Here is a 24,750-nt window from a genome sequence, read left to right on the forward strand (position 1 = left end):
CTTCCCCTCGCCAGCCCCCGCGCCTAAACGAGCCCGCACGAAAGGGTGTTCGTCCATGAAATTGATGACCGGCAACTCAAACCTGCCGCTGGCGCGTGCGATCTCCGACTATCTGGAGGTGCCGCTGACCGAGGCGCTGGTGCGCCGCTTCGCCGACGAGGAAATCTTCGTCGAGATCATGGAGAACGTCCGCGGCGAGGACGTGTTCGTCGTTCAGTCGACCAGCTATCCCGTCAACGACAACCTGATGGAATTACTCATCATGATCGACGCGCTCAAGCGCGCGTCGGCCAAGCGCATCACTGCGGTCCTCCCCTATTTCGGCTATGCGCGGCAGGACCGGAAGCCAGGGCCGCGCACGCCGATCTCCGCCAAGCTGGTCGCCAATCTGGTGACGACCGCCGGTGCGGACCGCGTGCTGTCGGTCGACCTGCACGCCGGGCAGATCCAGGGCTTCTTCGACATTCCGACCGACAATCTGTTCGCCGCGCCGGTGATGTCGCAGGACATTCGCGCGCGCTTCGGCGAGAAGAATTTGATGGTCGTCTCACCCGACGTCGGCGGCGTGGTGCGCGCGCGCGCGCTGTCGAAGCGGCTCGACAACGCCCCGCTCGCGATCGTCGACAAGCGCCGTGAGCGCGCGGGCGAGTCGGAGGTGATGAACATCATCGGCGATGTCGAGGGGCGGTTCTGCATCCTGATCGACGATATCGTCGATTCGGCGGGGACGTTGTGCAACGCCGCCGCCGCGCTGAAGGAAGCGGGGGCGGAGGACGTCGTCGCTTATGTGACGCACGGCGTGCTGTCGGGCGGCGCGGTGGCGCGGGTCGAGGGCTCGGCGCTGCACGAACTGGTCATCACTGATTCGATCGGCAACCACGACACGATCAAGGATGCCGGCAAGATCCGCCACCTGACGATCGCGCCGCTGCTCGCCGAAGCGATGCGGCGGATTTCGGACGAGGCGAGCGTCTCGTCGCTGTTCGACTGAGGCGGGACGCAGGCGCGGCCACGCCCGCGCCGCTGCGTCAGCAGCGCCCCGCCCGGCCGGCGGGCCACGCCCGACCGACGACGCGGCTTTGCCGTGGCGCCCCCCCCCCCCCGCTTCCGTCATCCCGGACTTGATCCGGGATCCCGCTTCTTCTTCTGCGACGCGGGCTAAAAGCGGGATTCCGGGTCAAGCCCGGGATGACGAACGAGGTGAGGCTACACCTCTTCCTTCAACGGTCGCGACAGCAGGTCGTCTATCACCCCGCGCACCGCCTCGCCCGCGAGCAACCGGCACACCGCAGCGGTGATCGGCATCTCGACCCCCGCCGCCTGCGCCGCCTCCAGCAGCACCGGCGCGGTGTAGGCGCCCTCGGCGACCGTGCGGCGGTTTGTCAGCAGGTCCGCCGCCGCCTCGCCGCGCCCGATCCCAACCCCCAGCGAGAAATTGCGCGACGCGGTCGACGAACAGGTCAGCACCAGATCGCCTAGCCCCGACAGCCCCGCGAGCGTCTCAGCCCGCGCGCCCTTTGCGGCACCGAAGCGGGTCATTTCCGCAAAGCCGCGCGCGATCAGCGCCGCGCGCGCATTCTGGCCCAGTCCCGCGCCGTCGACGACCCCGCACGCGATCGCCAGCACGTTCTTCACCGCGCCACCGATCTCCGCACCGATCACGTCGCTCGACGCATAGGGCCGGAAATGCGGCGCGGCGATCGCGGTGGCGAGCAACGCGCGCGTCGCCGGATCGTGCCCGGCCAGCGTCACCGCGGTCGGCAATCCGCGCGCCACCTCATGCGCGAAGGTCGGCCCCGACAGCACCAGCACCGGCGAGGCGGAATGCTGTTCCTGCGCCACCTCGCTCATCAGCAGATGCGTCCCGGCCTCGATCCCCTTCGAGCAGACGACCAAAGCCTGCGCGTTGGCGGGAAGCTGCGCCAGCACGGTGCGCATCGCCTGCGCGGGCGTGACGATCAGATTGGCCGCGGCCTCCGCCACCCATGCCAGATCGCCGGTCGCACGGATCAGCGGCGAAAGCGGGATGCCGGGCAGATAGGCGGCGTTCTCGTGATCGGCGTTGATCGCATCGACCAGCGCCGGGTCGCGCGCCCACAGCCGCACCTCATGCCCGTTGGTGGCGGCGACCTGGGCGAGCGCGGTGCCCCACGCCCCCGCGCCGATGACGCCGATCGGCCCGCTCATGCCTTAACCCCCGCGCCGCGTACCTTCTCCGCATCGGGGTCGAGCGGCCAGCGCGCGCGCGCCGCGGTGTCGAGCGGGTCGGTCAGCCCGGCGGCGAAGCGCTCCGCGCCCGCCCAGGCGATCATCGCGGCATTGTCGGTGCACAGCCAGCCCGGCGGCGCGACGAAGCGCAGGCCATGCTCGGCCGCCAGCGCCTGCAACGCCGCGCGGACGGCGCCGTTCGCCGCCACGCCACCGGCGACGACCAGAGCGGTCGCGCCGTCCGCCTTGTGAAGCGCGCGGCGGGTGCGGTCGATCAGACAGTCGACCACCGCCTGCTGGAAGCTGGCCGCGACATCGGCGGCGGCATGGTCGGGCGCCATCCGGGCAACGGCCGCCTTGAGCCCGGCGAACGAGAAATGCGGCTCGGGCGAGCCCCTGAGCGGGCGTGGCAGCGGGACGGCGCGCGCATCACCCTCGGCGGCGGCACGCTCGACCGCCGGACCGCCGGGAAAGCCCAGCCCGAGGATCTTGGCGGTCTTGTCGAACGCTTCGCCCGCAGCGTCGTCGATCGTGGTCGCGAGCCGGCGATAGCGCGCGACGCCCTCGACCAGCAGCAACTGGCAATGCCCGCCCGAGACGAGCAGCAGCAGATAGGGAAAGTCGAGATCGGGGTCGGCGAGCCGCGGACTGAGGGCATGGCCTTCGAGATGGTTGACCGCGATCAACGGCTTGCCCGCGGCGTGCGCCAGCGCCTTGCCTGTCACCAGCCCGACCAGCACCCCGCCGATCAGCCCCGGCCCGGCGGTGGCGGCGATCGCGTCGACATCGGCGAGCGTCTTGCCGGCATCAGAGAGCGCCGCCTCGACGAGCGGTTGCAGCACCTCGACATGCGCGCGCGCGGCGATTTCGGGCACGACGCCGCCATAGGGCCGATGCGCCGCCTCCTGCCCGGCGAGCCGGTGCGCGAGCACCTGCCGGTCGCCGGTGACGAGAGCGGCGGCGGTTTCGTCGCAGGAGGATTCGAGCCCGAGGATCAGCATGCGGGTCATTTAGGGGAAGCGTCGCGGCATATCGACCCCGGCGTTCGCACCGTCGCCCCTGCGCAGGCAGGGGCCTATGACTGCATCGTCACGCGATCGGCCTGACACATGCCCGATCGTGTTTGTGTCAGACGACAAGCCAGAACGATACAGACATGGGCCCCTGCCTTCGCAGGGGCGACGGGGGACGCGATGCCGCAACGCTTGCAGCCCACGCGCCGAGCCGCCAAGAGGTGCGCCATGTTCCGGCTCGGTACCCGTGGTTCGCCGCTTGCGCTCACCCAGGCAGGCATGGTGCGCGACGCGCTGATGGCCGCGCACGGCTGGGGGGATGTCCAGATCGTGACGATCCGCACCACCGGCGACCGCGTGCAGGATCGCGCGCTGGCCGAGATCGGCGGCAAGGCGCTGTGGACCAAGGAGCTGGACCGCGCGCTGCTGGCCGGCGAGGTCGATGCCTGCGTCCATTCGATGAAGGATGTCGAAACGCTGCGCCCCGACGCGATTGCGATCGCCGCGACGCTGCCGCGTGCCGATGTCCGCGACCGGTTGATCGGCGCGGCGTCGATTGCGGCGTTGCCCGACAAAGCGGTGATCGGCACCAGCAGCCCGCGACGCGCCGCGCAGCTCCGGCGGCTGCGCCCCGACGTGTCGGCGGTGCTGTTCCGCGGCAATGTCGATACGCGGCTCGGCAAGCTCGCGGCAGGCGAGGTCGATGCGACCCTGCTCGCAGCGGCAGGGCTCGAGCGACTCGGGCGGCACGATACTGGTGTCGCGATCCCGCTCGACGTGATGCTCCCGGCACCGGCGCAAGGCGCGGTGGGCGTCGAGACGCTGGCGGAGGGGCCGGCGCGCGCGTTGGTCGCGGCGATCGACGACACCAAGACCCATCGCGCCGTCGCCGCCGAACGCGCGTTGCTCGCCGGGTTGCGCGCCGATTGCCATTCGCCGGTCGCGGCGCTGGCGGTGGTCGGGGGTGAGACGCTAGTGCTCCGCGCGCAATTGCTGACCCCCGATGGCGCGGAGGGGGTCGAGGGCACGGCCGAGGGCGCCGACCCGGTGCTGTTGGGTGCACGGCTCGCCGAAGAGCTGCTGGAGCGTGCACCGCCAGCGATCCGCGTGCTGTTCGGATGATGCGGGCGCTGGTGCTGCGGCCCGAACCGGGCAATGCACGCACCTGCGCAGCACTGGCCGCAGCGGGAATCGCGCCGGTCGCACTACCGCTCTTCGCCGCCGTGCCGCTCGCCTGGTCGCCACCCGATCCGGAAGCGTATGACGCGTTGCTGCTCACCAGCGCCCAGGCGGTGCGGCTGGCGGGCGTCGGGCTGGCGCGGGTCGCGGGGCTGCCGGTGGTCGCCGTCGGCGCGGCTACCGCCGCCGCGGCGCGCGCGGCCGGGCTGGAGGTCGCGGTCGTCGGGGACGGCGATGCGGCGGCGGCGGTTGCGCGCGCCGGTGCCTTTCCACGCCTTCTCCATCTTGCCGGACGCGATCATGTCGCGCAGCCGGGCGCTGACATCCTCACCGTTTATGCCAGCGAGCCGTTGCCGGTTGCAACGGACGTGCTGGCGGCGGCAATCGACGGCGTGGCGCTGCTGCACTCCGCGCGCGCCGCGGCACGATTCGCGCTGATCGCCGACGACCTTCCGCGCGGTCGCGTCCGGATCGCCGCGCTTAGCCCGGCGATCGCCGCTTCGGCGGGCGGAGGCTGGGCACGCGTGATCGTTGCGGGACAGCCGAACGATCGCGCGCTGATCGAAGCGCTTGTCGCGCCTGATTGACCGGCGCGCCGGGCGCGGGGATAAGCGGCGGATGAGCGATCCCCTTGGCACGACGCGCCCCCCCATGCGATCGCGGATCGGCCCGGCGCTGGCGATCGCGATCCTCGCCTTTCTGGTCGGGCTGGGCTTGATGGCCTATGCGGTGCGCAACACGCCCGGTTTCTTCGCGCGCGGCGGATCGAGTACCCCCGCCGCCAAGCCGACCGCGGCGCCCGCCGCTGCCGCGCCCGCTGCAGATACCGCGACATTGGCGTTGCGCGAGGCGACCCTGGCGGCGCAACTCGCCAATCTGGAGGCGCGCGCGGCGCGCACCGATTCCGACACTGCCGAGGCGGCGGTCAATGCCGGCAAGGCCGAGGCGATCTTCGTGACCTTCGCGGCGCGGCGCGCGCTCGATCGCGGCGCGGGGCTCGGCTATCTGGAGAATGAATTGCGCCGCCGGTTCGGCGCGACGCTGCCCGCGCAGGTCGGAACGGTGATCCGTGCCGCGCGTCAGCCGGTGACGCTGGAGGATCTGCGCGAAAGCCTGAACGTCGCCACGCCGATGCTGCTCGCACGGCCAAGCGACTGGTGGAGCGGGATCGGCAGCGAGTTGCGCAACCTGGTCGTCATCCACCGTGCCGACACGCCCTCGCCGCTACCGTCCGACCGGCTGGCACGCGCGCGGCGGCAACTCGACAACGGCAATGTCGAGACCGCGTTGGCAGAGGTCGAGCGGCTGCCGGGCGCGGCTGATGCAGCGAATTGGACCGCGGCGGCGCGTCGCTGGATCGACGCACGCGCGGCGCTCGATACGCTGGAGACGGCGGCGATCACCGGCGCCTTCGCGCCACCGCCCGCGCGGCCCGCAGAGCCGCAGCCGGCGCCATCGCCGTCCGCGTCGGCGGATGGGAGCTTGTTTTAGGCCAGCTTGGTCGCCCCGGACTTGATCCGGGGCCCCGCTTTTAGCTCGCAGGTTGGTAGAAGAAGAAGCGGGGCCCCGGATCAAGTCCGGGGCGACGGGCGGGCTTACTTCTTTCCCAACGCCTCGGCGATCAGCGTGCGCGTGTTCACGATGCCGTAGAGGCGGATGAAGCTGCCCATCCGCGGCCCCTGGCTCGAGCCCAGCAGCGTCTCGTAGAGCGCCTTGAACCAGTCGCGAAGCTCCGTGAAGCCGCCGGTCTTGCCGATCTCGTAGACGATGTTCTGGATGTCCTCGGCGCTCGCCTCCTCGGACAGCGCGGCGAGTTCGGCGTCGAGCCGCTCCAGCGCCGCCACCTCGACGCCCTCGGGCGCGCGGCGCTTCAGCGTCGGGGCGACATGGTCGCGGTGGTACGCCAATGCGTGGCCGATCAGCCGGTCGAGTTCGGGATAGGCCGCCGGCGTCGCATCGGCGACGTAATTGGCGAGATACGCCCACACCTGCTCGCGCGTCGCGCCCTCGCCCATCACCCCGACAAGGTTGAGCAACAACCCGAACGTCACCGGCAATGTGCCGTTGGGCAGCTTGCCGTCATGGACGTGGTGGACGGGGTTGCCGAGCCGCTCCTTGATCGCCTGCCCGGCATAATTGCTGCGGAACTGCCAGTAATCGTCCATCGCGCGCGGGATCACGCCCATGTGGAGCTGCTTGGCCTTCTTGGGCTCGCGATAGATGTAGAACGCGAGGCTTTCCTCGGGGCCGTAGGTCAGCCATTGCTCGATCGACAGGCCGTTGCCCTTCGACTTGGAGATCTTCTCGCCCTTGTCGTCGAGGAACATCTCGTAGTTGAAGCCCTCGGGCGGGCGACCGCCGAGCACGCGCGCGATCTTCGAGGATTGCACGACCGAGTCGATCAGGTCCTTGCCCGCCATCTCGTAATCGACCCCGAGCGCGACCCAGCGCATCGCCCAGTCGACCTTCCATTGCAGCTTCGACAGACCGCCCAGCGCGGATTGCTCGATACGCTCCCCCTCGTCCTCGAACGCGATCAGCCCGCGCTCGGCGTCGATCACCTCGACCGGAACCTGCAACACGATGCCGCTCTTCGGGCTGACCGGCAGCACCGGCGAATAGGTCGCGCGGCGCTCGGCGCGCAGCGTCGGCAGCATCACGTCCATCACGCCCTGCCAGTGGCGCAGCACACCCTTGATCGCGTCGTCGAAGCGGCCCGAGGTGTAATAATCGGTCGAGGACGCGAATTCGTAGTCGAAGCCGTAGCGATCGAGGAAGTCGCGCAGCGTCGCATTGTTATGTGCGGCGAAACTGTCGAACTTGCCGAACGGATCGGGGATGCGGGTCAGTGGCTTGCCGAGGTGCTCGCGCAGCATGTCGCCGTTGGGGACATTGTCGGGCACCTTGCGCAGCCCGTCCATGTCGTCGCTGAAGGCGATCAGCCGCGTCGGGGTGTCGCTGAGCGCGTGGAAGGCGTTGCGGACCATCGTGGTGCGCAGCACCTCGTTGAAGGTGCCGATGTGCGGCAGCCCCGACGGGCCGTAGCCGGTTTCGAACAGCACCGGCTTACCGTCCGGTTTTCCGTCCGGGTAGCGCTTGAGGAGCTTGCGCGCCTCCTCATACGGCCAGGCCTTGGAGTCGAGAGCGGCGGAGCGGAGATCGTCGGTCATGATGCGCGCCGACGTAGCGAGACGAGGGGCGAATGGCTATATGCACGCGCGATGTCGTTCTGGCCCGCTTTGCTGCTGTTCCTCGCCACCGTCGCGCTGATGGAGGGGTTCGCCTATGTCATGCACCGTTGGGTGATGCACGGCTGGGGCTGGTTTCTCCACGAAAGCCACCATCGCGCGCGGCACGGCAAGTGGGAGCTGAACGACCTGTATGCCGCGATCTTCGCGGTGCCGTCGTTCGTGATGATCCTCGGCGGGGTGCAGCTCGGCTGGTGGCCGGGGTTCACGTGGATCGGCGCGGGGATCGCCGCCTATGGCGCGATCTATTTCGGGTTCCACGACGTGATCGTCCACAAGCGGCTGCCGACGCGGTATCTGCCGAAGTCAGCGTATATGAAGCGGATCATTCAGGCCCATCGACTGCACCATGTGGTCGAGACACGCGAGGGCAACGTCAGCTTCGGCTTCCTGATCGCGCCCAAACCCGAAGAGCTGAAGGCGGAATTGAAGCGCCGCGGGCGCGCCGGTGTGCGTTCGGCTGTCGGGACGGAGCGCGAGCAGGCCTGATTATTCCGTCATCCCGGACTTGATCCGGGATCCCGCTTCTTCTTGCACGGTTGGAGAAAAAGAGCGGGGCCCCGGATCAAGTCCGGGGCGACGACTTGAGAGTCCCGCCGACTTCCGAGAGGACCGGCGTATCTTCAACCGTTCGCCCTGAGCTTGTCGAAGGGCGTGTTTCGGGCACGCGGTCGACAGGCTCAGCACGAACGGTGGAGACACACGCAAGCGCTCAAAAGTCGACCGCGATGCCCTTCAGTTCCCAGTCGCCGAAGCGCACCGGATCGCGCCCCAGCGGGTCTTCCTGCGGACGCTCCAGCGGCCCGGGCGCGGGGACCGGCGTGTTGGGGCTGAGATAGGCGGGCGGCTTCACATGGTCGGGGCGCTTGCCCATCGCTTCGGTCCTTCCGATTGATCCGGCGTGCGCCCCGGCACATATGCAGCGCCATGATCGCCTTCAAGCCGAGCCTCTTGCGGCAGACCGCCCGTGGCTGACGCCCGCCCGCCCCGCTCCCCCGCCCGCCCGCGTTCCGCGCGTCCCGATCGCACCCCCGGCGGCCCCGAACCGCTCGGCACAGCGCCGCGGCGCGCGGCGTTGCGGCTGCTCGATGCGGTGCTGCGGCGCGGCGAACCGCTCGAATCGGCGCTCGCCCATGCTACGCGCGCGCTGGCGGGCGGCCCCGACCGCGGGCTGGCGCACGCGATTGCCGCCGAGACGCTGCGCTGGCTCCCCGATCTCGATGCGCTGATCGACTCGGCGACGCGCCAGCGCCTGCCCGACGATGCCAAGGCGCGCAGCGCGTTGCGCATCGCGCTCGCGCAGGCGCTCGGGCTCGGCACCCCGCCGCACGCCGCGATCGCCACCGTCCTGCCGCTGGTCGACGGCGGTCCGCGCAAGCTGGTCCACGGCGTCTTCGGCACGTTGATGCGCGGCGACGCCAAACTCCCCGAGGTGCCGACGCTGCCTGCGGCCGTCGCGGAGCGCTGGCGCACGAATTGGGGCGATGACGTCGCCGCCGCCGCGGCGCGTGCGATCGCCGCGCCGCCGCCGATCGACCTCAGCTATGCCGATGCGGCCAGGGTGCTGCCCGACGCGACCTCGCTCGCCCCCGCCCACGCGCGCGTTGCGGCGGGCAGCGACGTCGCCGCGCTTCCCGGTTTCGATGCGGGCGAGTGGTGGGTGCAGGACCTTGCCGCCTCGATCCCCGCCCGCCTGATCGGGCGCGGCACCGGCTCCGCGCTCGACCTGTGCGCCGCGCCGGGCGGCAAGACGCTGCAACTCGCCGCCGCCGGATGGCAGGTGACCGCGGTGGAAATGTCCGAAAGTCGCGCCGCGCGACTTCGCGAGAACCGGGAGCGCATCGGGCTCTCCTTCGAGATCGCGATCGCCGACGTGCTCAAATGGTCGCCGGACGCTCCTGCGCAGGCGGTGCTGGTCGACGCGCCGTGCAGCGCCACCGGCATCTTCCGCCGCCACCCCGACGTGCTCCACCGCGCGCATGGCGGGATCGTCGCGGAGATGGCGCTGTTGCAGGCGCGCATCCTCGATCGCGCGGCGGGCTGGGTCGCGCCCGGCGGGACATTGGTCTACGCCACCTGCTCGCTCGAACCCGAGGAGGGCGAGGCGCAGATCGAGCGTTTCCTGCGCGACCATCCCGACTTCGCGATCCGCTCGCCGATCGACGGCGAGCTGCCCGCCGGGATCGCGCCGGAGCCCGAAGGCTGGGTGCGAACGCTGCCGGGCATGCTCGAAATGGCCGGTGGATGCGACGGGTTCTTCGTTGCGCGGGTTGAGCGCGCTTCCGCCTAGGCGCTGCGTCCGCTAACGGGGCGGGATCATGACCAAGCCCGTTCGCATCGCCCCTTCGATCCTGTCCGCCGATTTCGCCAGACTGGGAGAGGAGGTGCGCGCGATCGATGCCGCAGGCGCCGACTGGATCCACATCGACGTGATGGACGGGCATTTCGTTCCCAACATCACGATCGGCCCGGCGGTGGTGAAAGCGCTGCGCCCGCACACGACCAAGCCGTTCGACGTGCATCTGATGATTTCGCCGGTCGACATCTATCTCGACGCCTTTGCCGAGGCGGGCGCGGACACGATCACCGTCCATCCTGAGGCGGGGCCGCACATCCATCGCACGATCCAGCATATCAAGGGGCTGGGCAAGCGTGCCGGCGTGGTGCTCAACCCCGGCACCCCCGCCAAGATGCTCGACTATCTGATCGACATGGTCGATCTGGTGCTGGTGATGAGCGTCAACCCCGGCTTCGGCGGGCAGCATTTCATCGACAGCCAGCTGAAGAAGATCGCCGCGATTCGCAAAATGATCGAGCAGTCGGGCCGTGATATCGATCTGGAGGTCGATGGCGGAATCGACGCCGGGACCGCGCGCCGCGCGATCGAGGCCGGCGCCGACGCGCTGGTCGCCGGCACCGCTACCTTCCGCGGCGGGCCGGAGCGTTACGCCGAGAACATCCGTGGTCTGCGCGGCGGATGACCGACGACCGCACCGGCATCGATTCCGAAAAGCACGTTATCTCCGCCGGACAAGGCGAGTCGCTCGGTGACCGTATGGCGGCGTGGGTCGAGCGGCTGACGTGGCGTACCCCGCTCCACGATCGCCGACTCGACGGCCAGCATCCCGCCAAGCTGGTCGCGGTGCCGGTCGATCCGATCCCCGGCGAGAGCGATCTGGGCGAGGCGATGCTCGAAGGCTGGATGTTCGCGGGCGGCGAGCATCATGCGATTGAGACGATCGACGTCGCCGCGCCGGCTGCCGGGCCGGCGTTCGTCGAATATCTGCATTCCTTCGCGTGGCTGCGCGACGTCGCCGCGCTGGGCGATCGCACGCGCGCGGTACCGCTGGCCGAGGCGCTGGCGGGCGGGTGGCTGGCGGTGCATGGCGACCGCGTGTCGGACCCGGCGTGGCGTCCGTCGACGACCGCGCGGCGGCTGGCGATGTGGGCCTTTCATTCGCCGCTGCTGCTCGCCTCGTCCGATCTCGTCTTCCGCTCGCGCGTGCTCAACGGAATCGCGCGCGCTGCGCGGCATCTCGATCGCACCGCCGACAAGGCCCCGCCGGGCGCCGAGCGTATCGCGGCCTGGGCGGGCGTGGTGATCGCCGGGCTGCTACTGCCCGCGGGCGAGACACGACTGGCGATCGGCGAGACCGGGCTGGCGCGCGCTCTGGGCACGGGGCTGAGCGCGGATGGCGGGGTGGTCAGCCGCTCACCCGCCGCGCTACTCGATGTGCTCGCGACAATCGGGCTGCTGCGCGCGGCCTATGATGCGCGAGGCCTGCCGCTCCCGGAACCGGTGACGACCGCACTGTCGCTCGCGACCCCGGCCCTGCTGGGGACGACGATGGGCGACGGCGGGCTGTCAAGCTGGCAGGGCGGGCTGCCGGTCGACGCCGAGGCGGTGAACGACGTGCTGATCGCGAGCGGCGCGCACGGGCGTCCGCTGCGCCAGTCTCGCGACTGGGGGTATCAGCGGCTCGCCAATGGCGCGGCGGTGCTTATCGTCGACGCCGCCCCGCCGCCGATGGCGCGCGTCGCGGAGGGTGGCTGCGCCTCGACGCTGGCGTTCGAGTTCAGCGACGGCGCCGAGCGGCTGATCGTCAATTGCGGCGGCGCGGGCGTCACCGGCGCGCGGTTGTCGCCGGCAATGATGACCGGGCTGCGCAGCACCGCGGCGCATTCGACGCTGACGATCGGCGACACCAATTCGACCGCGATCCTCCCCGACGGCACGCTCGGCAAGGGCGTGCGCGAGGTCGAGCTGACGCGGCAGGAATCGGAACTGGGCAGCCGGATCGAGGCGCGCCACGACGGCTATGTCCGTCGCCACGGCTTCCACCACCAGCGCACCTTGCTGCTGCTCAGCGACGGGCGCGAGCTGCGCGGCGAGGATGCGTTGCTGGCGGCGTCGGCTGCTCGCCCGCGCCGCGCCGATGCGATGACGCCGTTCCTGTTGCGCTTCCACCTTGCGGCCGGGGTTGAGGCGGTGGCGACCGCGGACAATCAGGCGGCGATGCTGCGCACGTCTGCTGGCAATTTCTGGCACTTCCGCAGTCGTGGCGAGCGGCTGACGATCGAGGACAGCGTGTGGGTCGACGGCTGGGGCCGGCTGTTCACGACGCAGCAGATCGTGATCCACGGTCTCGCCCCGCCGACCGGGGTGAACGTCAACTGGGTATTGAAGCGCGCGCGGTAGGCGGCCGGCATCATACCTCCGTTTGCCTCGAGTAGGGATCGAGGCGAACGGACGAGTGCGACGTGACGAACCGGCTTGAGCCCCGCCCTTCCCCCGCGTAAGCGCGCGCGCATGACCAGCATCCCGATCCGCCGCGCGCTCCTCTCCGTCTCCGACAAGACCGGGATCGTCGACCTCGCCACCGCGCTTGGCAACAAGGGCGTCGAACTCGTCTCGACCGGCGGAACCGCCAAGGCGCTGCGCGACGCCGGGCTGACCGTGCGCGACATCAGCGAGCTGACCGGCTTCCCCGAGATGATGGACGGCCGCGTCAAGACGCTCCACCCCAAGGTCCACGGCGGGCTGCTCGCGGTGCGCGACGACGCCGCGCACGCCGCGTCGATGGAAGAGCATCAGATCGGGGCGATCGATCTGGTCGTCGTCAATCTCTATCCGTTCGAGGCGACCGTCGCCAAGGGCGCGGACCGCGACGAAGTGGTCGAGAATATCGATATCGGCGGACCGTCGATGGTCCGCTCGGCCGCCAAGAACCACGCGTATGTCGCGATCGTCACCGATCCCGCCGATTACGCGCTGGTCGCAGAGGGCACGACCACGCTGGAGGATCGCAAGCGGCTCGCCGCCAAGGCGTTCGCCACCACCGCCGCCTATGACGGCGCGATCGCGCGCTGGTTCGGCAATGTCGACCAGGGCGAGCGCTTCCCCGCAGTCCTGCCGCTGACACTGCGCCGCGCGGGCGAGGAGCTGCGGTACGGCGAGAACCCTCACCAGCACGCCGCCTTCTACGCCGCGACCGGCGACGCCACGCCCGGGATCGGGCAGGCGCGGCAGCTGCAGGGCAAGGCGCTGAGCTACAACAATTACAACGACGCCGATGCCGCGCTGGAACTGATCGCCGAATTTCGCGACGCCGCGCCGACCTGCGTGATCGTCAAGCACGCCAATCCGTGCGGGGTCGCGACCGCCGCGACGCTGGCCGAGGCGTATGAGGCGGCGTTCGCGTGCGACACGGTCAGCGCGTTCGGCGGGATCATCGCGGTCAACCGCCCGCTCGACGGCGTGACGGCCAAGGCGATCACCGGCATCTTCACCGAGGTCGTCGTCGCCCCCGACGCCGACGAGGAGGCGCTGGCGCTGTTCGCGGCGAAGAAGAACCTGCGGCTGCTGCTGACCGGCACGCTCCCCGATCCGGCGCGCGACGGGCTGTTCGCCAAGTCGATCGCGGGCGGCTGGCTGGTCCAGTCGCGCGACGCCGGGCGCGTGCTGCCCGCCGACCTGAAGGTCGTGACCAAGCGCCAGCCGACCGAGCAGGAACTGGCCGACTGCCTGTTTGCCTGGACGGTCGCCAAGCACGTCAAGTCGAACGCGATCGTCTATGCCAAGGGGGGCAGCACCGCGGGCGTCGGCGCGGGGCAGATGAACCGGCTGGAATCGGCGCGGATTGCCGCGTGGAAGGCAAAGGACGCTGCCGACAAGGCCGGCTGGGGCGAGGCGCGCACGATCGGCTCGGCGGTGGCATCGGATGCGTTCTTCCCGTTCGCCGACGGGTTGCTCGCGGCGGTCGAGGCGGGCGCGACCGCGGTGATCCAGCCGGGCGGCTCGATCCGCGACGACGAGGTGATCGCCGCCGCCGATGCGGCCGGGCTGGCGATGGTGTTCACCGGCATGCGCCACTTCCGGCATTGATCGGCGCCGTTTGATCGAAGCGCCGTCGCCCCTGCGAAGGCAGGGGCCTATTGCTGTATCGTGTGCCAGCACGCTGACACATAAGCCGACGTGGCCGAGGAAGCGACAGCCACAAACTTTACAGACATGGGCCCCTGCCTGCGCAGGGGCGACGGCGCTATTCGGCTATTACCGGATGAACCCGCCCTCGTTCGGCAGCGTCGCCTCTTCCGCGCTCGGCATCTTGCTGAACAGCGCGCGGTCTTCGGGGCCGAAGGCGTAGCGCCAGATCACGAACAGATACGCCGCCAGCGTCGCGGCGACGCCTATCGAGACCTGCGCCCAGCGCCACGCCGGCGGCAGCAGCGCGAACGCCCCGCCAACCGCCGCGCCCGCGCACGCCGCCCAAACAAGCGGCCAGCGCATCGGCGAGACGCTCGCCCCGAGCAACCGTCCCAGCACCCCCGCCTTGATGAACGAGGTGAGCAGCACCACCAGCATCAACGCGATCGGCGCACCCGCCGCCTGTGTCGTGACGCCATAGCCCGCCGCCCGCAACGCGAGGATCAGCGCGAACGACAGCGCGATCTGCAACGCGATCATCGTCATCGAGATCAGCAGGTTGCGATGCCGCGCCATGTAGACCAGCGCCGATTCGGAGACCGCGCCGGTCGAGGCGAACACCTCGGCGAACAGCAGGAACACCATCGGCGCCGCACCGCCGACGAACTGCGGCCCGATCGTCGCCATCACCCCCTCGCGCGGGATCGAGGCGGTGATCGCCAGCGCGAGCTGCGCGGCGATGATCCAGAACGCCACCTGCCGCACCTGCCGCGCGATCGCCGCCAGATCGCCGCGCGCGAGGCTCTGCGTCACCACGGGCCCCAGGATTGGGTCGAAGCTGGTCTTGAGCTTCTGCGGCAGGCTCGCGACCTGCTGCGCCATATAATAGATGCCGACCACGCTCGGCGCGAACAGCGTGCCCAGGATCAGCCGGTCGACGTTGCGACTGCCCCATTCGAGCGCGTCGGCCCCCGCGAGCGGGGTGTTGGCGCGGGTCATCTGCCACAATTGCCCGACATGCGGTGACCAGCCGTGCGGGACGCCATAACTGCGGATCAGCGGGACGATGCTCGCGGTCAGCGCCGCGACCATGCTCGCGACATAGGCGAGCACCAGCCCGTCCTTGTGCGTGAAGAACGAAAACAGGAACGCGAAGATCGACAGCGTCCACGGCTCGATCACCGCACGCGCAGTGACGCTGGCCTTGACGTTGTGGCGATAGGCGAGCGCGGCGAGGCTGACGTCGGACAGCGCGGGCGCGAGGATGATCAGCGGGAAGAGCCGGTCGAGCCCGCCGATCGCCGAGTTCGGGTACATCGCCTGCGGGAAGGTGAAGAGCAGGGCGCTGGCGATCAGGCTGGCGATCAGCGCGAGCGCGAGCGCGTCGAAGACGACGTGATTGTGCGGGCGCTCGGTCGAGGACAGTGCCTGCGCCAGCCCGCGCTTGAGCCCCAGCGTGGCGATCAGCGCGGCGAACTCGACAACTACGACCGCGATCGCGAAGCGGCCGACGAGCGCCGCACCGTACATATGGCCGGCGATGAACAGGAACGGGATGCGCGCGCCGAGCCGCAGGACGAAGCCGGCGACATTGGTGCGGCCGCCCTTGGCGAGAGCGGCGATGTCTTCGGGTTGGTCGGTGGCGGTCATGCGGAGGCCAGATCCACTACCGTTCGCTTCGAGCAGGGTTCGAGCGCAGCCGAGAACCCGCCTGTCGATAAGACACCGCGGGCGGCAACCTCTCGACACGCCGTCTCGGCTGCGCTCGACGGCTGCTCGAGGCGAACGGAAGGGTTGAAGAGGCGCGACATGGCAAAGCCATGTCGTCGGACGGGCTGTGCCCGCCGGCCGCGCTTGCTTGAGTCAGCCGGGCGTGGCCGGCTGCCAAGCGGCGCGGTCAATGCGCCTCCCCCCAGCTACGCCCCACACCGATCTCCACCCCCAGCGGCACGTCGAGCATCACCGACGGTTCCGCCGCCCCTGCCATCACGCGCTCGATCACGGGGCGTGCGCGCTCGACGTCACCCTCGGGCAGCTCGAACACCAGTTCGTCGTGGACCTGCAACAGCATCCTCACATCGGGCAGCCCCGCCTCGATCAGCGCCGGCTCCATCCGCGCCATCGCGCGCTTGATGATATCGGCGCTCGTCCCCTGGATCGGCGCGTTGATCGCGGCGCGCTCGGCCCCCTGCCGCTCGTGCTGCACCTTGCTGCGGATGCGCGGGAAGTGCGTCTTGCGGCCGAACAAGGTTTCGGTGAAGCCGTGCTCGCGCACCTGCGTCAGTGTCTCGGCGATATAGCGGTTGATGCCGGGGAAACGCTCGAAGTAGCGGTCGATCATCGACTGCGCCTCGTCGGCGGAGATGTCGAGCCGCCCCGCCAGCCCCCAGCGCGAGATGCCGTAGAGGATCGCGAAGTTGATCGTCTTCGCGCTGGCACGTGTGTCGCGCGTCACCTCGCCGAACAATTCCTGCGCGGTCAGGCTGTGGATGTCGTCGCCGCGCGCAAACGCCTCCTTGAGCTGCGGCACGTCCGCCATATGCGCCGCCAGCCGCAGTTCGATCTGCGAATAATCGGCGGCGAGGATGACGTTGCCCGGCTCCGCGACGAATGCGTCGCGGATCTGCCGCCCGGTCTCTGTGCGGATCGGGATGTTCTGGAGGTTGGGATCGGTCGACGACAGTCGCCCGGTCTGCGCGCCGGTCAGCGAATAGCTGGTGTGGACGCGCCCGGTCTGCGGGTGGATCTGCTCCTGAAGGCTATCGGTATAGGTGTTCTTCAGCTTGGTGAGCTGACGCCATTCCAGCACCTTCGTCGCGATCTCCGCCCCCGCCGATCCCTTGTCGGCCGCCAGCCGTTCCAGCTCGGTGACATCGGTCGAATAGACGCCGCTCTTGCCCTTGCGCCCGCCCTTGAGACCCAGCCGCTCGAACAGCACGTCGCCGAGCTGCTTGGGGCTGCCGATCGTGAACGGCCCGCCGGCCAGCTCGTGGACGACGCCTTCGAGGTGCGCGATCTGCGTCGAGAACTCGCCGGACAGCTGCGCCAGCTTCTCGCGATCGACCTTGATCCCGCGCCGCTCCATCCGCGCGATCACCGCCACCAGCGGGCGGTCGACCATCTGGTAGACGCGCGTCCCGCCCTCGCGCGGCAGCCGCGCGGTGAAGCGCCGCCACAGCCGCAGCGTCACGTCGGCATCCTCGGCGGCGTAGCGCGTCGCGGCCTTCAGATCGATTTCGTGGAAGCCGAGCGCCTTCTTGCCGGTCCCGACCACGTCCTTGTACGCGATGCAGGTGTGCGAGAGGTGCGTCGCGGCCAGCTCGTCCATGCCGTGCCCGTGCAGCCCGGCGTCGAGTGCGAAGCTCATGACGATCGTGTCGTCATAAGGCGCGACGTCGATCCCGAGCCGGGACAGCACGACCAAATCGTATTTGAGGTTGTGCCCGATCTTGAGGACGCCGGGGTCCTCCAACAGCGGCTTGAGCTTGGCCAGCGCGGCATCGCGGTCAAGCTGCGCCGGGCGCTCAGCGAACATGTCATTCCCGCCATGCGCCAGCGGCACGTAGCAGGCGAGATTCGGGTGCAGCGCCATCGACACGCCGACCAGCTCGGCGAGCATCGGGTCCTTGGCGGTCGTTTCGGTATCGATCGCCACCCAGCCCTGATGCCGCGCGACTGTGATCCAGCGGTCGAGCGCGTCGTCGTCGGTGACCGTCTCATAGCCGTCGTGGTTGCACGCCGGCTCCTCGTCGGCGTCGAACGCCGCGTCGGTGGGCGCCCCGGCGACGGGAGCATCGGCGACCTCGCAGAGCCGCGTCAGCAGCGAGCGGAAGCCGTGATGGTCGAGAAACGCGCGTAGCGGCGCGTCGGGGATGCCGTCCGCCAGCGACAATTCCTCGAGCGGCTGCGGCAACGGCACGTCGCACGCCAGCTCGACCAGCTTGCGGCTCATCCGCGCCGCTTCGGCATGCTCGATCAGATTGTCGCGCAGCTTGCCCTTCTTCATCGCGTCGGCCGCGGCGAGCACGCCCTCGACATCGCCATGTTCGAGGATCAACTTGGCGGCAGTCTTCGGCCCGACGCCCGGGACGCCGGGAACGTTGTCGACGCTGTCGCCCATCAAGGCGAGCACCTCGCCGAGCTTCTCCGGCCCGACCCCGAACTTCGCCTCGACATCGGCGGGACCGAGCGTGCGATTGTTCATCGTGTCGAGCATGTCGACCGACGGGTCGGTCATCAGCTGCATCAGGTCCTTGTCGGAACTGACGATCGTCACCTGCCACCCCTGCGCCAGCGCCGCCTTGGTATAACTGGCGATCAGGTCGTCCGCTTCCCAGCCCTGTTCCTCGATACACGGCAGCGAGAAGGCGCGCGTCGCGTCGCGAATCATCGGAAACTGCGGGACGAGATCCTCGGGCGGCGGCGGGCGATGCGCCTTATACTGGTCGTACAGCTCGTTGCGGAACGTCTGGCTCGACTTGTCGAGGACCACCGCCATATGCGTCGGCCCGTCGGCGGCGTGGAGCTGGTCGGCCAGTTTCCACAGCATCGTCGTATAGCCATAGACCGCGCCGACCGGCTCGCCATGCTTGTTGGTGAGCGGCGGGAGACGGTGATAGGCCCGGAAAATATAGCCCGATCCGTCGACGAGATAGAGGTGCGGCATGGCGGCTGCCCTATAACGGATTGGGGTCAGGGGGAACGGTGTTCGTCCGTTCGTCATTCCCGCGCAGGCGAAAATCCAGAACCTCTGACGTCTCGGCTCTCACGAAAACCTGCGCGTCTGGATTCCCGCCTTCGCGGGAATGACGACGTCACATCTACTCCGACTCGTCCGCCCCGCCCGCGCGCGGCTGTGCACCGGTCAGCGCGGCGGCGACCTGCTGGATCAGCACCTGGCGCACGCGCATCGGCGCGGTCGTGTCGCCGATCTGCACCGCGATCGCATAGCGCCGCCCGTCGGGCGCGGTCAGGATACCGATGTCGTTGAAGCCGGCGTTGCGGCTGCCCAGTTCCTGCCCGGTCCCGGTCTTATGCGCGAGCGTCCAGCCCGCCGGGGTCGCCGCCTTCAGCCGCGCGCGACCGGTGTGCGAATTCGCCATCGTGTCGAGCAGCACGCGCGTCGAGGTCTCGCTCAGCAACTCGCCACGCGCCAGCCGCGCCAGCGCCTCGACGATCGCCGCCGGCTGCGCGCCGTCGGGCGGATTGTCGATATAGCGTTGCAGCGCGGCGCGGCGCACCTCGGGATCGAGCCGCGCGCGCGCCGCCTCGAACCCGCGCCCCATCGCCATCGACTGGTTCCACGTCACCCCCGCCGTACCGCTCTGGAGCAGGCGTTCGCCCGGGCCGAAGCGGATGCCGGAGATATGCTTCTCCGCGAGAAAGCGCCGCACCGCCGCCGGGCCGCCGACATAGGTCAGCAGCCGGTCGTTGGCGGTATTGTCGCTCTGCGTCAGCGCACGGGTCAGCAATCCGGTGACGGTGGTGCGGTAACCCTCGCCCGTCACCAGCCCAGCGATCGGCTGATGGAACAGCGTCAGATCGTCGCGCGTGACCAGCACCGGATCGTCGAGCTTCAACCGCCCGGCGTCGCGTTGCCCCAGCACGGTCATCGCGACCCACAATTTGCTGACGCTCTGCTGCGGCAGATAGAGCGCACCGCCCTCCGACACGATCCAGTCCTCGTCGACCGCCTGGATCGCCGCGCCGGCCTTGCCGGGGAAGCTGCGGATCAGCTGCGTCACCCGTTGCTGCAACGCGCGCGGCGCCGACTTGGGCCGCGGCGGTGCAGGCGGCGGGACCGCGACCGAGACGATCGGCGGCGGTGGCGCGGCCGGGATCAGCGTCGACCCCGCCCCCGCGCCGCAGCCGGCGATCAGCAGCGACCAGCCGATCACCGTCGCCCGGTGCGCGAATGTCGTCTTTCCCATGTCCGCCGCCGTCACCCCTGCCTGATCCGCCGGTGTGCCGGTCGAGCCCTCGGGCGCAAACCCCTGCGACTCGCGCTTGCGACGACCGCCAGCCAGCGCACGACGAGTCGAGTCGGGGTTGCTCAACCGCCTGATTCCCGATGACCAATCAGTGCTCGACGATGACCTTGTTCCTCCGTCATGCCGGACTTGATCCGGGGCGACGTACAAGAGGGTGTTCGGGTTGATCAGACCTGAGGCTCACGGCACCAGCACTGTATCGACCGGGGGATCGCTCAGTTCGGGATAGTCGAGCGTGTAATGCAGCCCGCGGCTCTCATGCCGGTGCAGCGCCGAGCGGACGATCAGGTCGGCGGTCTGGAGCAGGTTGCGCAGCTCGATCAGATCGGGGGTGACGCGGAAATGCCCGTAATAATCCTCGATCTCGGAGCGGAGCAGGTCGATGCGGTGACGGGCGCGCTCCAGCCGCTTGGTGGTGCGGACGATCCCGACATAATTCCACATGAAGCGGCGGATCTCGGTCCAGTTCTGCTTGATGACCACTTCCTCGTCGGAATCGGTCACGCGGCTTTCGTCCCATGCACGGATGGCGGGGACCGCGGGCAAGTTGTCCCAGCGTTCCGCGATGTCGCGCGCCGCCGCCTCGCCGAAGACGAAACATTCGAGCAGCGAGTTCGACGCCAGCCGGTTCGCGCCGTGCAGCCCCGATTGCGTGCACTCCCCCGCCGCATAGAGGCCGGGCAAATCGGTGCGCCCGTCGCGATCGACCATGATCCCGCCGCAGGTATAATGCTGCGCCGGCACCACCGGGATCGGCGCGACGGTCATGTCGATCCCCAGCCCCTTCAGCTTCTCGTAGATGTTCGGGAAATGCCCGCGCACGAAGTCGGCGGGCATATGGCTGATGTCGAGATGGACGAAATCGAGCCCGTAGCGCTTGATCTCGGCGTCGATCGCGCGCGCCACCACGTCGCGCGGCGCCAGCTCCAGCCGCTCCGCATCATAATAGGGCATGAAGCGCTTGCCGGTGGTCGGGTTGATGAGCCGCCCGCCCTCGCCGCGCACCGCCTCGGTGATCAGGAAATTCTTGACCTCCAGATGATAGAGGCAGGTCGGGTGGAATTGCATGAATTCCATGTTCGCGACCCGCGCCCCGGCTCGCCACGCCATCGCGATGCCGTCGCCTGTCGCGCCGCGCGGGGCGGTGGAGAACAGATAGGTGCGCCCAGCCCCGCCGGTGGCGAGGATCGTCGCGCGCGCGGTGTGAAGCGCGACGCGCCCGCTGCGCCGGTCGATCGCATAGACGCCCCAGACGTTGCCCGCGCCCGAATAGCGCTCCTCATGCCGGCTGGTCGCGAGGTCGATCGCGACCTGATCGGGGACGAGCGTGATGTTGGGATGCGCCTCGGCGGCGCGTTGCAGCGCCTCCTGCACTGCCCAGCCGGTCGCGTCGGCGACATGGACGATCCGGCGGTGCGAATGCCCGCCCTCGCGCGTCAGGTGCAGCGCGCCCTTTTCCTCCGCGAACGGCACGCCGAGCGCGCGCAGCCGTTCGATCGCGGCGGGGGCGCGTTCGACGACGAATTCGACGATCGCGCGGTCGTTGAGCCCGGCGCCGGCGACCATCGTGTCCTCGACATGATGCTCGAACGTGTCGCCGGGTTCGAGCACCGCGGCGATCCCGCCCTGCGCCCAGGCGGTGGAGCCTTCGTTGAGGGCGCCCTTGGCGAGCACGGTGACCTTGAAGCGATCGGCGAGGTTGAGCGCGGCGGTGAGCCCGGCCGCGCCGGAGCCAACGATCAGCACGTCGCTGTTCGTCATGCCGCGCGCCCGCGAATGTTGCGAATGTTGAGACGCTGGCGGGTTGTTGCGGCGGGCACGGGGTACATGCCGATCATGTGGCATAGATCGGGGCGTGAGGAACAGGATTTTGCGTGTTCGACTATGCCGATCGCCTGCCTCCCCCGTCGCCCCGGACTTGATCCGGGGCCCCCCTGCCTTTCTGCGAGCGAGGCAGAAGCGGGATCCCGGATCAAGTCCGGGATGACAGGATGGGGTAGGAGAGCCGAAAACGTCGATCGGCTTCAGGAGGTCTACCGCGCCACCACCGTCGGCAGCCGGTCGATCGGCTCGACCGTCACGCTGCGGAACCACGTCTCCGCGCCTTCGGACTGCAACTGGATGTGCCCGTGCGTCAGCGGGCTGCGCACACCGCCGGCTCCGACCGTCGCCAGCCCCTCGACCACCATCACCGGCACGCCGTTGACGACATGCACCGCACGGTCGCCGAGCACGTACAGGTCGAGCACGTTCCACTGCCCTTCCGGCCGTTCGGCATCGCGCGCGTTCTCGACGTTCCAGATCAGCGAGCCGTTGACGATCTCGACCGGCGTGCCGCCCATCCGGTAGCGGACCGGCGGCGAGATCAGCGACGGGTCGAGCGCGGCGGCGGTGCGGATGCGCACGTCGCGCCCGACCGCGACCGCCATGCCGGTCGAGCCCTTCATAATCTCGAACTCGACCGAGGGCTGCCACGTCCCAAACACCGTCCCGGGCGTGCCATGCGTATGATAGAGCAGGCCGTTGTTGGGCGGCTGGTCGGCGCGCGGCGCCCAGCGCTTCTCGCCCCAGCGATATTCGAGCCGCAGGTGATAGTCGCGCAGGTCGGCATCATGGACCAGCGCGCCCCATGTCTCGCCCTTGACCCACATCGCCGGCTTGCCGTCGATCGCCATGACCGCGAAATCGCCCTTGGTCGAGCGCGATCGGCCGATCGGGGTCGCGCCGGGCTTGTCGCGGTAGGTGACCGACGGGTCGGGGTACCCGAGCCACGGCTGCCAACCGGACAGGTCGCGGCCGTTGAACAAGGCGCGTGACGGGCCGGTCGGCTTGGGGACGTCCGTGAGCACGAGGGTCTGCGTGGTCGTGGGCGCGTCGCCGACGATCGCGCGCGCCTGCTCGACCGGCGACGGGGCGGGCGCCGCGGCCTGCGCGATCGCTGCCGCCAACAGGATGATGTTCACCGGTGCCCTCCGCTACTTTTGCCGAGGGCTATCGCAGGATCGCGAAGCCGCAACAACGGCTTACGACCAAGGTCGGGCTCTGGATTGCTTCGCTACGCTCGCAATGACGTGGCGAGAGTGGCGGTCGGCTGCGAAGAAGAAAGAAGCGAGGTCCCGGATCAAGTCCGGGGCGACGGAAGATCAGCCGGCGTTCGCCGCGCGAGTCAGGTTGAGGAACACGTCCTCCAGATCGGCTTCCTTGGTGCTGACGTCGACGATTCCGTAGCCGTCGCGCTGGATCGCGCCCAGCACCTCGCCCGCGTTGACGCGGTCCTTGGCGTAGGTGATCTCCAGCGTCCGCGCGCCCTTCAGCGCGACCTTCCCGAAACAATCGTTGTCGGGCAGCGCCGCGACGTCGCGGTCGACCGTCACCGCGACGATCTTCTCCTGCGCCTTCCCCAGCAATTCGGCGGTCGGCGAGTTGGCGATCACGCGGCCGTGGTTGATGATCGCGATCCGGTCGCACAATTCCTCGGCCTCTTCGAGGTAGTGCGTGGTCAGCACCACCGTCACCCCGGCGTCGTTGAGGCTGCGGACATAGGTCCACAATTGCTGGCGCAGCTCGATGTCCACCCCGGCGGTCGGCTCGTCGAGCACCAGCACCGGCGGCGTGTGGACCATCGCCTTGGCGACCATCAGCCGCCGCTTCATGCCCCCCGACAGCGTGCGCGCATAGGCGTTGGCCTTATCCTCCAGATGCACCGCGCGGAGCAGCTCCATGCTGCGGCGCTCCTTCTTCGGCACACCGTACAGCCCGGCCTGGATCTCCAGCGTCTCGACCGGCGTGAAGAACGGATCGAACAGGATCTCCTGATTGACGATCCCGATCGACGCCTTGGCGTTGCGCGGGTGTTCGTCAATGTCGAAGCCCCAGATCGACGCCGCACCGCTGGTCTTGTTGACCAGCCCGGCGAGGATGTTGATCAGCGTCGACTTGCCTGCGCCGTTCGGGCCGAGCAGCCCGAAGATGCTGCCGCGCGGCACGTCGAACGACACGCCGTCCAGCGCGCGCTTCGGCGCACCGCCCTTCACCCCGGCGTAGGTCTTGCACAGGTCGCGGATCGTGATCGCTGCTTCGGTCATATCCGGCGCGATAGGCGCGTGGACGGCGGAAGCCAATAACGGAGGATTGTTTCGCCGCCCCCGCCTTGCTAATCGCCTGCCCATGCGCCCGCCGTCCGAACTCGTCCGCACCTCTTCCGCCCGCGTCGCCTGCGATGGCGCGACCGACATTCCGGGCGGCGCGGCGCTCGGTCATCCGCGCGTCTGGTTGCAGATCGACGAGCATGGCTATGTCGATTGCGGCTATTGCGACCGCCGCTTCGTGCTGATCGGCGGGCCGGCGGATGGTGTCGACCACAGCAAGCTGCCGGATATTTCCGAGGGTGCCAGCCCGCAGTAACGTCGCTCTCCGTTTTGGAGAGCAGAGTGATGGCACGCGGATGCGTGGAGCGGTCGCGCCCCTGCGTCATCTTTCAGCGCCCAACGAAGAGTTCGCTAGACCCGGGATCCCGCTTCTTTCTTCTGCCGGTGAGAAGAAGCGGGGCCCCGGATCAAGGCTCTCCTGAGCTTGTCGAAGGGTCCGGGGCGACGAAGAAAGGATGACACGGAGCTTCCGCAACGTCCTCCGCGCGCTCCGCGCCTCCGCATGAACCTCAACCGCTGGCATCCACACCCGCCCGC

Annotated in this window: 20 protein-coding genes; 10 read left to right on the forward strand and 10 right to left on the reverse strand. The window is 69.3% G+C overall.

Annotation, left to right across the window (positions count from 1 at the left end; all coding sequences use genetic code 11):
* The first annotated feature begins 55 nt into the window (after window positions 1-55).
* Entirely contained in the window at window positions 56-991 is a 936-nt protein-coding gene (locus SPHPH_RS0114480; protein WP_028967336.1) for a ribose-phosphate pyrophosphokinase, read from the forward strand.
* A gap of 215 nt (window positions 992-1,206) precedes the next feature.
* On the opposite strand, the gene SPHPH_RS0114485 is transcribed toward SPHPH_RS0114480, so the two are convergent.
* Both SPHPH_RS0114485 and tsaD read right to left on the reverse strand, forming a co-directional pair.
* Window positions 1,207-2,187 (reverse strand): NAD(P)H-dependent glycerol-3-phosphate dehydrogenase, encoded by a 981-nt coding sequence (locus SPHPH_RS0114485; RefSeq protein ID WP_028967337.1) that lies wholly within the window; start codon window positions 2,185-2,187, stop codon window positions 1,207-1,209.
* Window positions 2,184-3,209 (reverse strand): tRNA (adenosine(37)-N6)-threonylcarbamoyltransferase complex transferase subunit TsaD, encoded by a 1,026-nt coding sequence (gene tsaD / locus SPHPH_RS0114490; RefSeq protein WP_028967338.1) that lies wholly within the window; start codon window positions 3,207-3,209, stop codon window positions 2,184-2,186. Before tsaD ends, SPHPH_RS0114485 begins: the two co-directional genes overlap by 4 nt.
* 240 nt (window positions 3,210-3,449) lie before the next feature.
* Between tsaD and hemC the strand changes: the two genes are divergently transcribed.
* From hemC to SPHPH_RS0114505, 3 genes are read left to right on the forward strand one after another with little or no spacing between them, the layout of a single operon-like run.
* A complete protein-coding gene (gene hemC / locus SPHPH_RS0114495; protein WP_028967339.1) occupies window positions 3,450-4,343 on the forward strand; it encodes a hydroxymethylbilane synthase in 894 nt (297 codons plus the stop codon).
* The gene (locus SPHPH_RS0114500) at window positions 4,340-4,987 is read left to right on the forward strand and encodes a uroporphyrinogen-III synthase (RefSeq protein WP_028967340.1); all 648 of its coding nucleotides are present in this window, start codon (window positions 4,340-4,342) and stop codon (window positions 4,985-4,987) included. Before hemC ends, SPHPH_RS0114500 begins: the two co-directional genes overlap by 4 nt.
* A 31-nt stretch (window positions 4,988-5,018) precedes the next feature.
* Entirely contained in the window at window positions 5,019-5,891 is an 873-nt protein-coding gene (locus SPHPH_RS0114505) for a hypothetical protein (protein ID WP_028967341.1), read from the forward strand.
* Between the two features lie 104 nt (window positions 5,892-5,995).
* Here the strand turns inward: SPHPH_RS0114505 and SPHPH_RS0114510 are convergent, their stop codons facing one another.
* Window positions 5,996-7,570 (reverse strand): lysine--tRNA ligase, encoded by a 1,575-nt coding sequence (locus SPHPH_RS0114510; protein WP_028967342.1) that lies wholly within the window; start codon window positions 7,568-7,570, stop codon window positions 5,996-5,998.
* Between the two features lie 51 nt (window positions 7,571-7,621).
* On the opposite strand from SPHPH_RS0114510, the gene SPHPH_RS0114515 reads away from it, so the two are divergent.
* Window positions 7,622-8,137 carry a sterol desaturase family protein gene (locus SPHPH_RS0114515; protein WP_028967343.1) on the forward strand — a complete coding sequence of 172 codons (516 nt, stop codon included), beginning with the start codon at window positions 7,622-7,624 and terminating at the stop codon, window positions 8,135-8,137.
* A gap of 223 nt (window positions 8,138-8,360) precedes the next feature.
* On the opposite strand, the gene SPHPH_RS20870 is transcribed toward SPHPH_RS0114515, so the two are convergent.
* Entirely contained in the window at window positions 8,361-8,522 is a 162-nt protein-coding gene (locus SPHPH_RS20870) for a DUF1674 domain-containing protein (RefSeq protein WP_081668641.1), read from the reverse strand.
* Window positions 8,523-8,615: 93 nt separating this feature from the next.
* Between SPHPH_RS20870 and SPHPH_RS0114525 the strand changes: the two genes are divergently transcribed.
* From SPHPH_RS0114525 to purH, 4 genes are all read left to right on the forward strand, one after another.
* Entirely contained in the window at window positions 8,616-9,938 is a 1,323-nt protein-coding gene (locus SPHPH_RS0114525; RefSeq protein ID WP_028967344.1) for an RsmB/NOP family class I SAM-dependent RNA methyltransferase, read from the forward strand.
* Between the two features lie 28 nt (window positions 9,939-9,966).
* The gene (rpe, locus tag SPHPH_RS0114530) at window positions 9,967-10,629 is read left to right on the forward strand and encodes a ribulose-phosphate 3-epimerase (RefSeq protein WP_028967345.1); all 663 of its coding nucleotides are present in this window, start codon (window positions 9,967-9,969) and stop codon (window positions 10,627-10,629) included.
* The gene (locus SPHPH_RS0114535; RefSeq protein ID WP_028967346.1) at window positions 10,626-12,347 is read left to right on the forward strand and encodes a heparinase II/III family protein; all 1,722 of its coding nucleotides are present in this window, start codon (window positions 10,626-10,628) and stop codon (window positions 12,345-12,347) included. Before rpe ends, SPHPH_RS0114535 begins: the two co-directional genes overlap by 4 nt.
* A 111-nt stretch (window positions 12,348-12,458) precedes the next feature.
* The gene (gene purH, locus SPHPH_RS0114540) at window positions 12,459-14,033 is read left to right on the forward strand and encodes a bifunctional phosphoribosylaminoimidazolecarboxamide formyltransferase/IMP cyclohydrolase (protein ID WP_028967347.1); all 1,575 of its coding nucleotides are present in this window, start codon (window positions 12,459-12,461) and stop codon (window positions 14,031-14,033) included.
* A 168-nt stretch (window positions 14,034-14,201) separates the two neighbouring features.
* Here purH and SPHPH_RS0114545 read toward each other — a convergent pair whose 3' ends face one another.
* The 6 genes from SPHPH_RS0114545 to SPHPH_RS0114570 all read right to left on the reverse strand — a co-directional run bounded on the left by SPHPH_RS0114545 (window position 14,202) and on the right by SPHPH_RS0114570 (window position 24,150).
* Window positions 14,202-15,725 (reverse strand): lipopolysaccharide biosynthesis protein, encoded by a 1,524-nt coding sequence (locus SPHPH_RS0114545; protein ID WP_028967348.1) that lies wholly within the window; start codon window positions 15,723-15,725, stop codon window positions 14,202-14,204.
* A gap of 247 nt (window positions 15,726-15,972) precedes the next feature.
* Entirely contained in the window at window positions 15,973-18,741 is a 2,769-nt protein-coding gene (gene polA, locus SPHPH_RS0114550) for a DNA polymerase I (protein WP_028967349.1), read from the reverse strand.
* 154 nt (window positions 18,742-18,895) lie between these two features.
* The gene (locus tag SPHPH_RS19895) at window positions 18,896-20,005 is read right to left on the reverse strand and encodes a serine hydrolase (RefSeq protein ID WP_051273307.1); all 1,110 of its coding nucleotides are present in this window, start codon (window positions 20,003-20,005) and stop codon (window positions 18,896-18,898) included.
* A gap of 240 nt (window positions 20,006-20,245) precedes the next feature.
* Window positions 20,246-21,826 carry an L-aspartate oxidase gene (nadB, locus tag SPHPH_RS0114560; protein WP_028967350.1) on the reverse strand — a complete coding sequence of 527 codons (1,581 nt, stop codon included), beginning with the start codon at window positions 21,824-21,826 and terminating at the stop codon, window positions 20,246-20,248.
* A gap of 272 nt (window positions 21,827-22,098) precedes the next feature.
* Entirely contained in the window at window positions 22,099-23,028 is a 930-nt protein-coding gene (locus SPHPH_RS0114565; RefSeq protein WP_238303116.1) for a 3-keto-disaccharide hydrolase, read from the reverse strand.
* A gap of 180 nt (window positions 23,029-23,208) precedes the next feature.
* Window positions 23,209-24,150: an ABC transporter ATP-binding protein gene (locus SPHPH_RS0114570; protein ID WP_028967352.1), complete on the reverse strand. Its 942-nt coding sequence runs from the start codon at window positions 24,148-24,150 to the stop codon at window positions 23,209-23,211.
* A gap of 82 nt (window positions 24,151-24,232) precedes the next feature.
* Here SPHPH_RS0114570 and SPHPH_RS0114575 point away from each other — a divergent pair, with 82 nt between their 5' ends.
* On the forward strand, window positions 24,233-24,469 hold the full coding sequence (locus SPHPH_RS0114575) for a zinc-finger domain-containing protein (RefSeq protein WP_028967353.1): 237 nt from the start codon (window positions 24,233-24,235) through the stop codon (window positions 24,467-24,469).
* Window positions 24,470-24,750: the final 281 nt, after the last annotated feature.

The sequence above is a fragment of the Sphingomonas phyllosphaerae FA2 genome (assembly GCF_000427645.1).
GTDB lineage: Bacteria > Pseudomonadota > Alphaproteobacteria > Sphingomonadales > Sphingomonadaceae > Sphingomonas > Sphingomonas phyllosphaerae.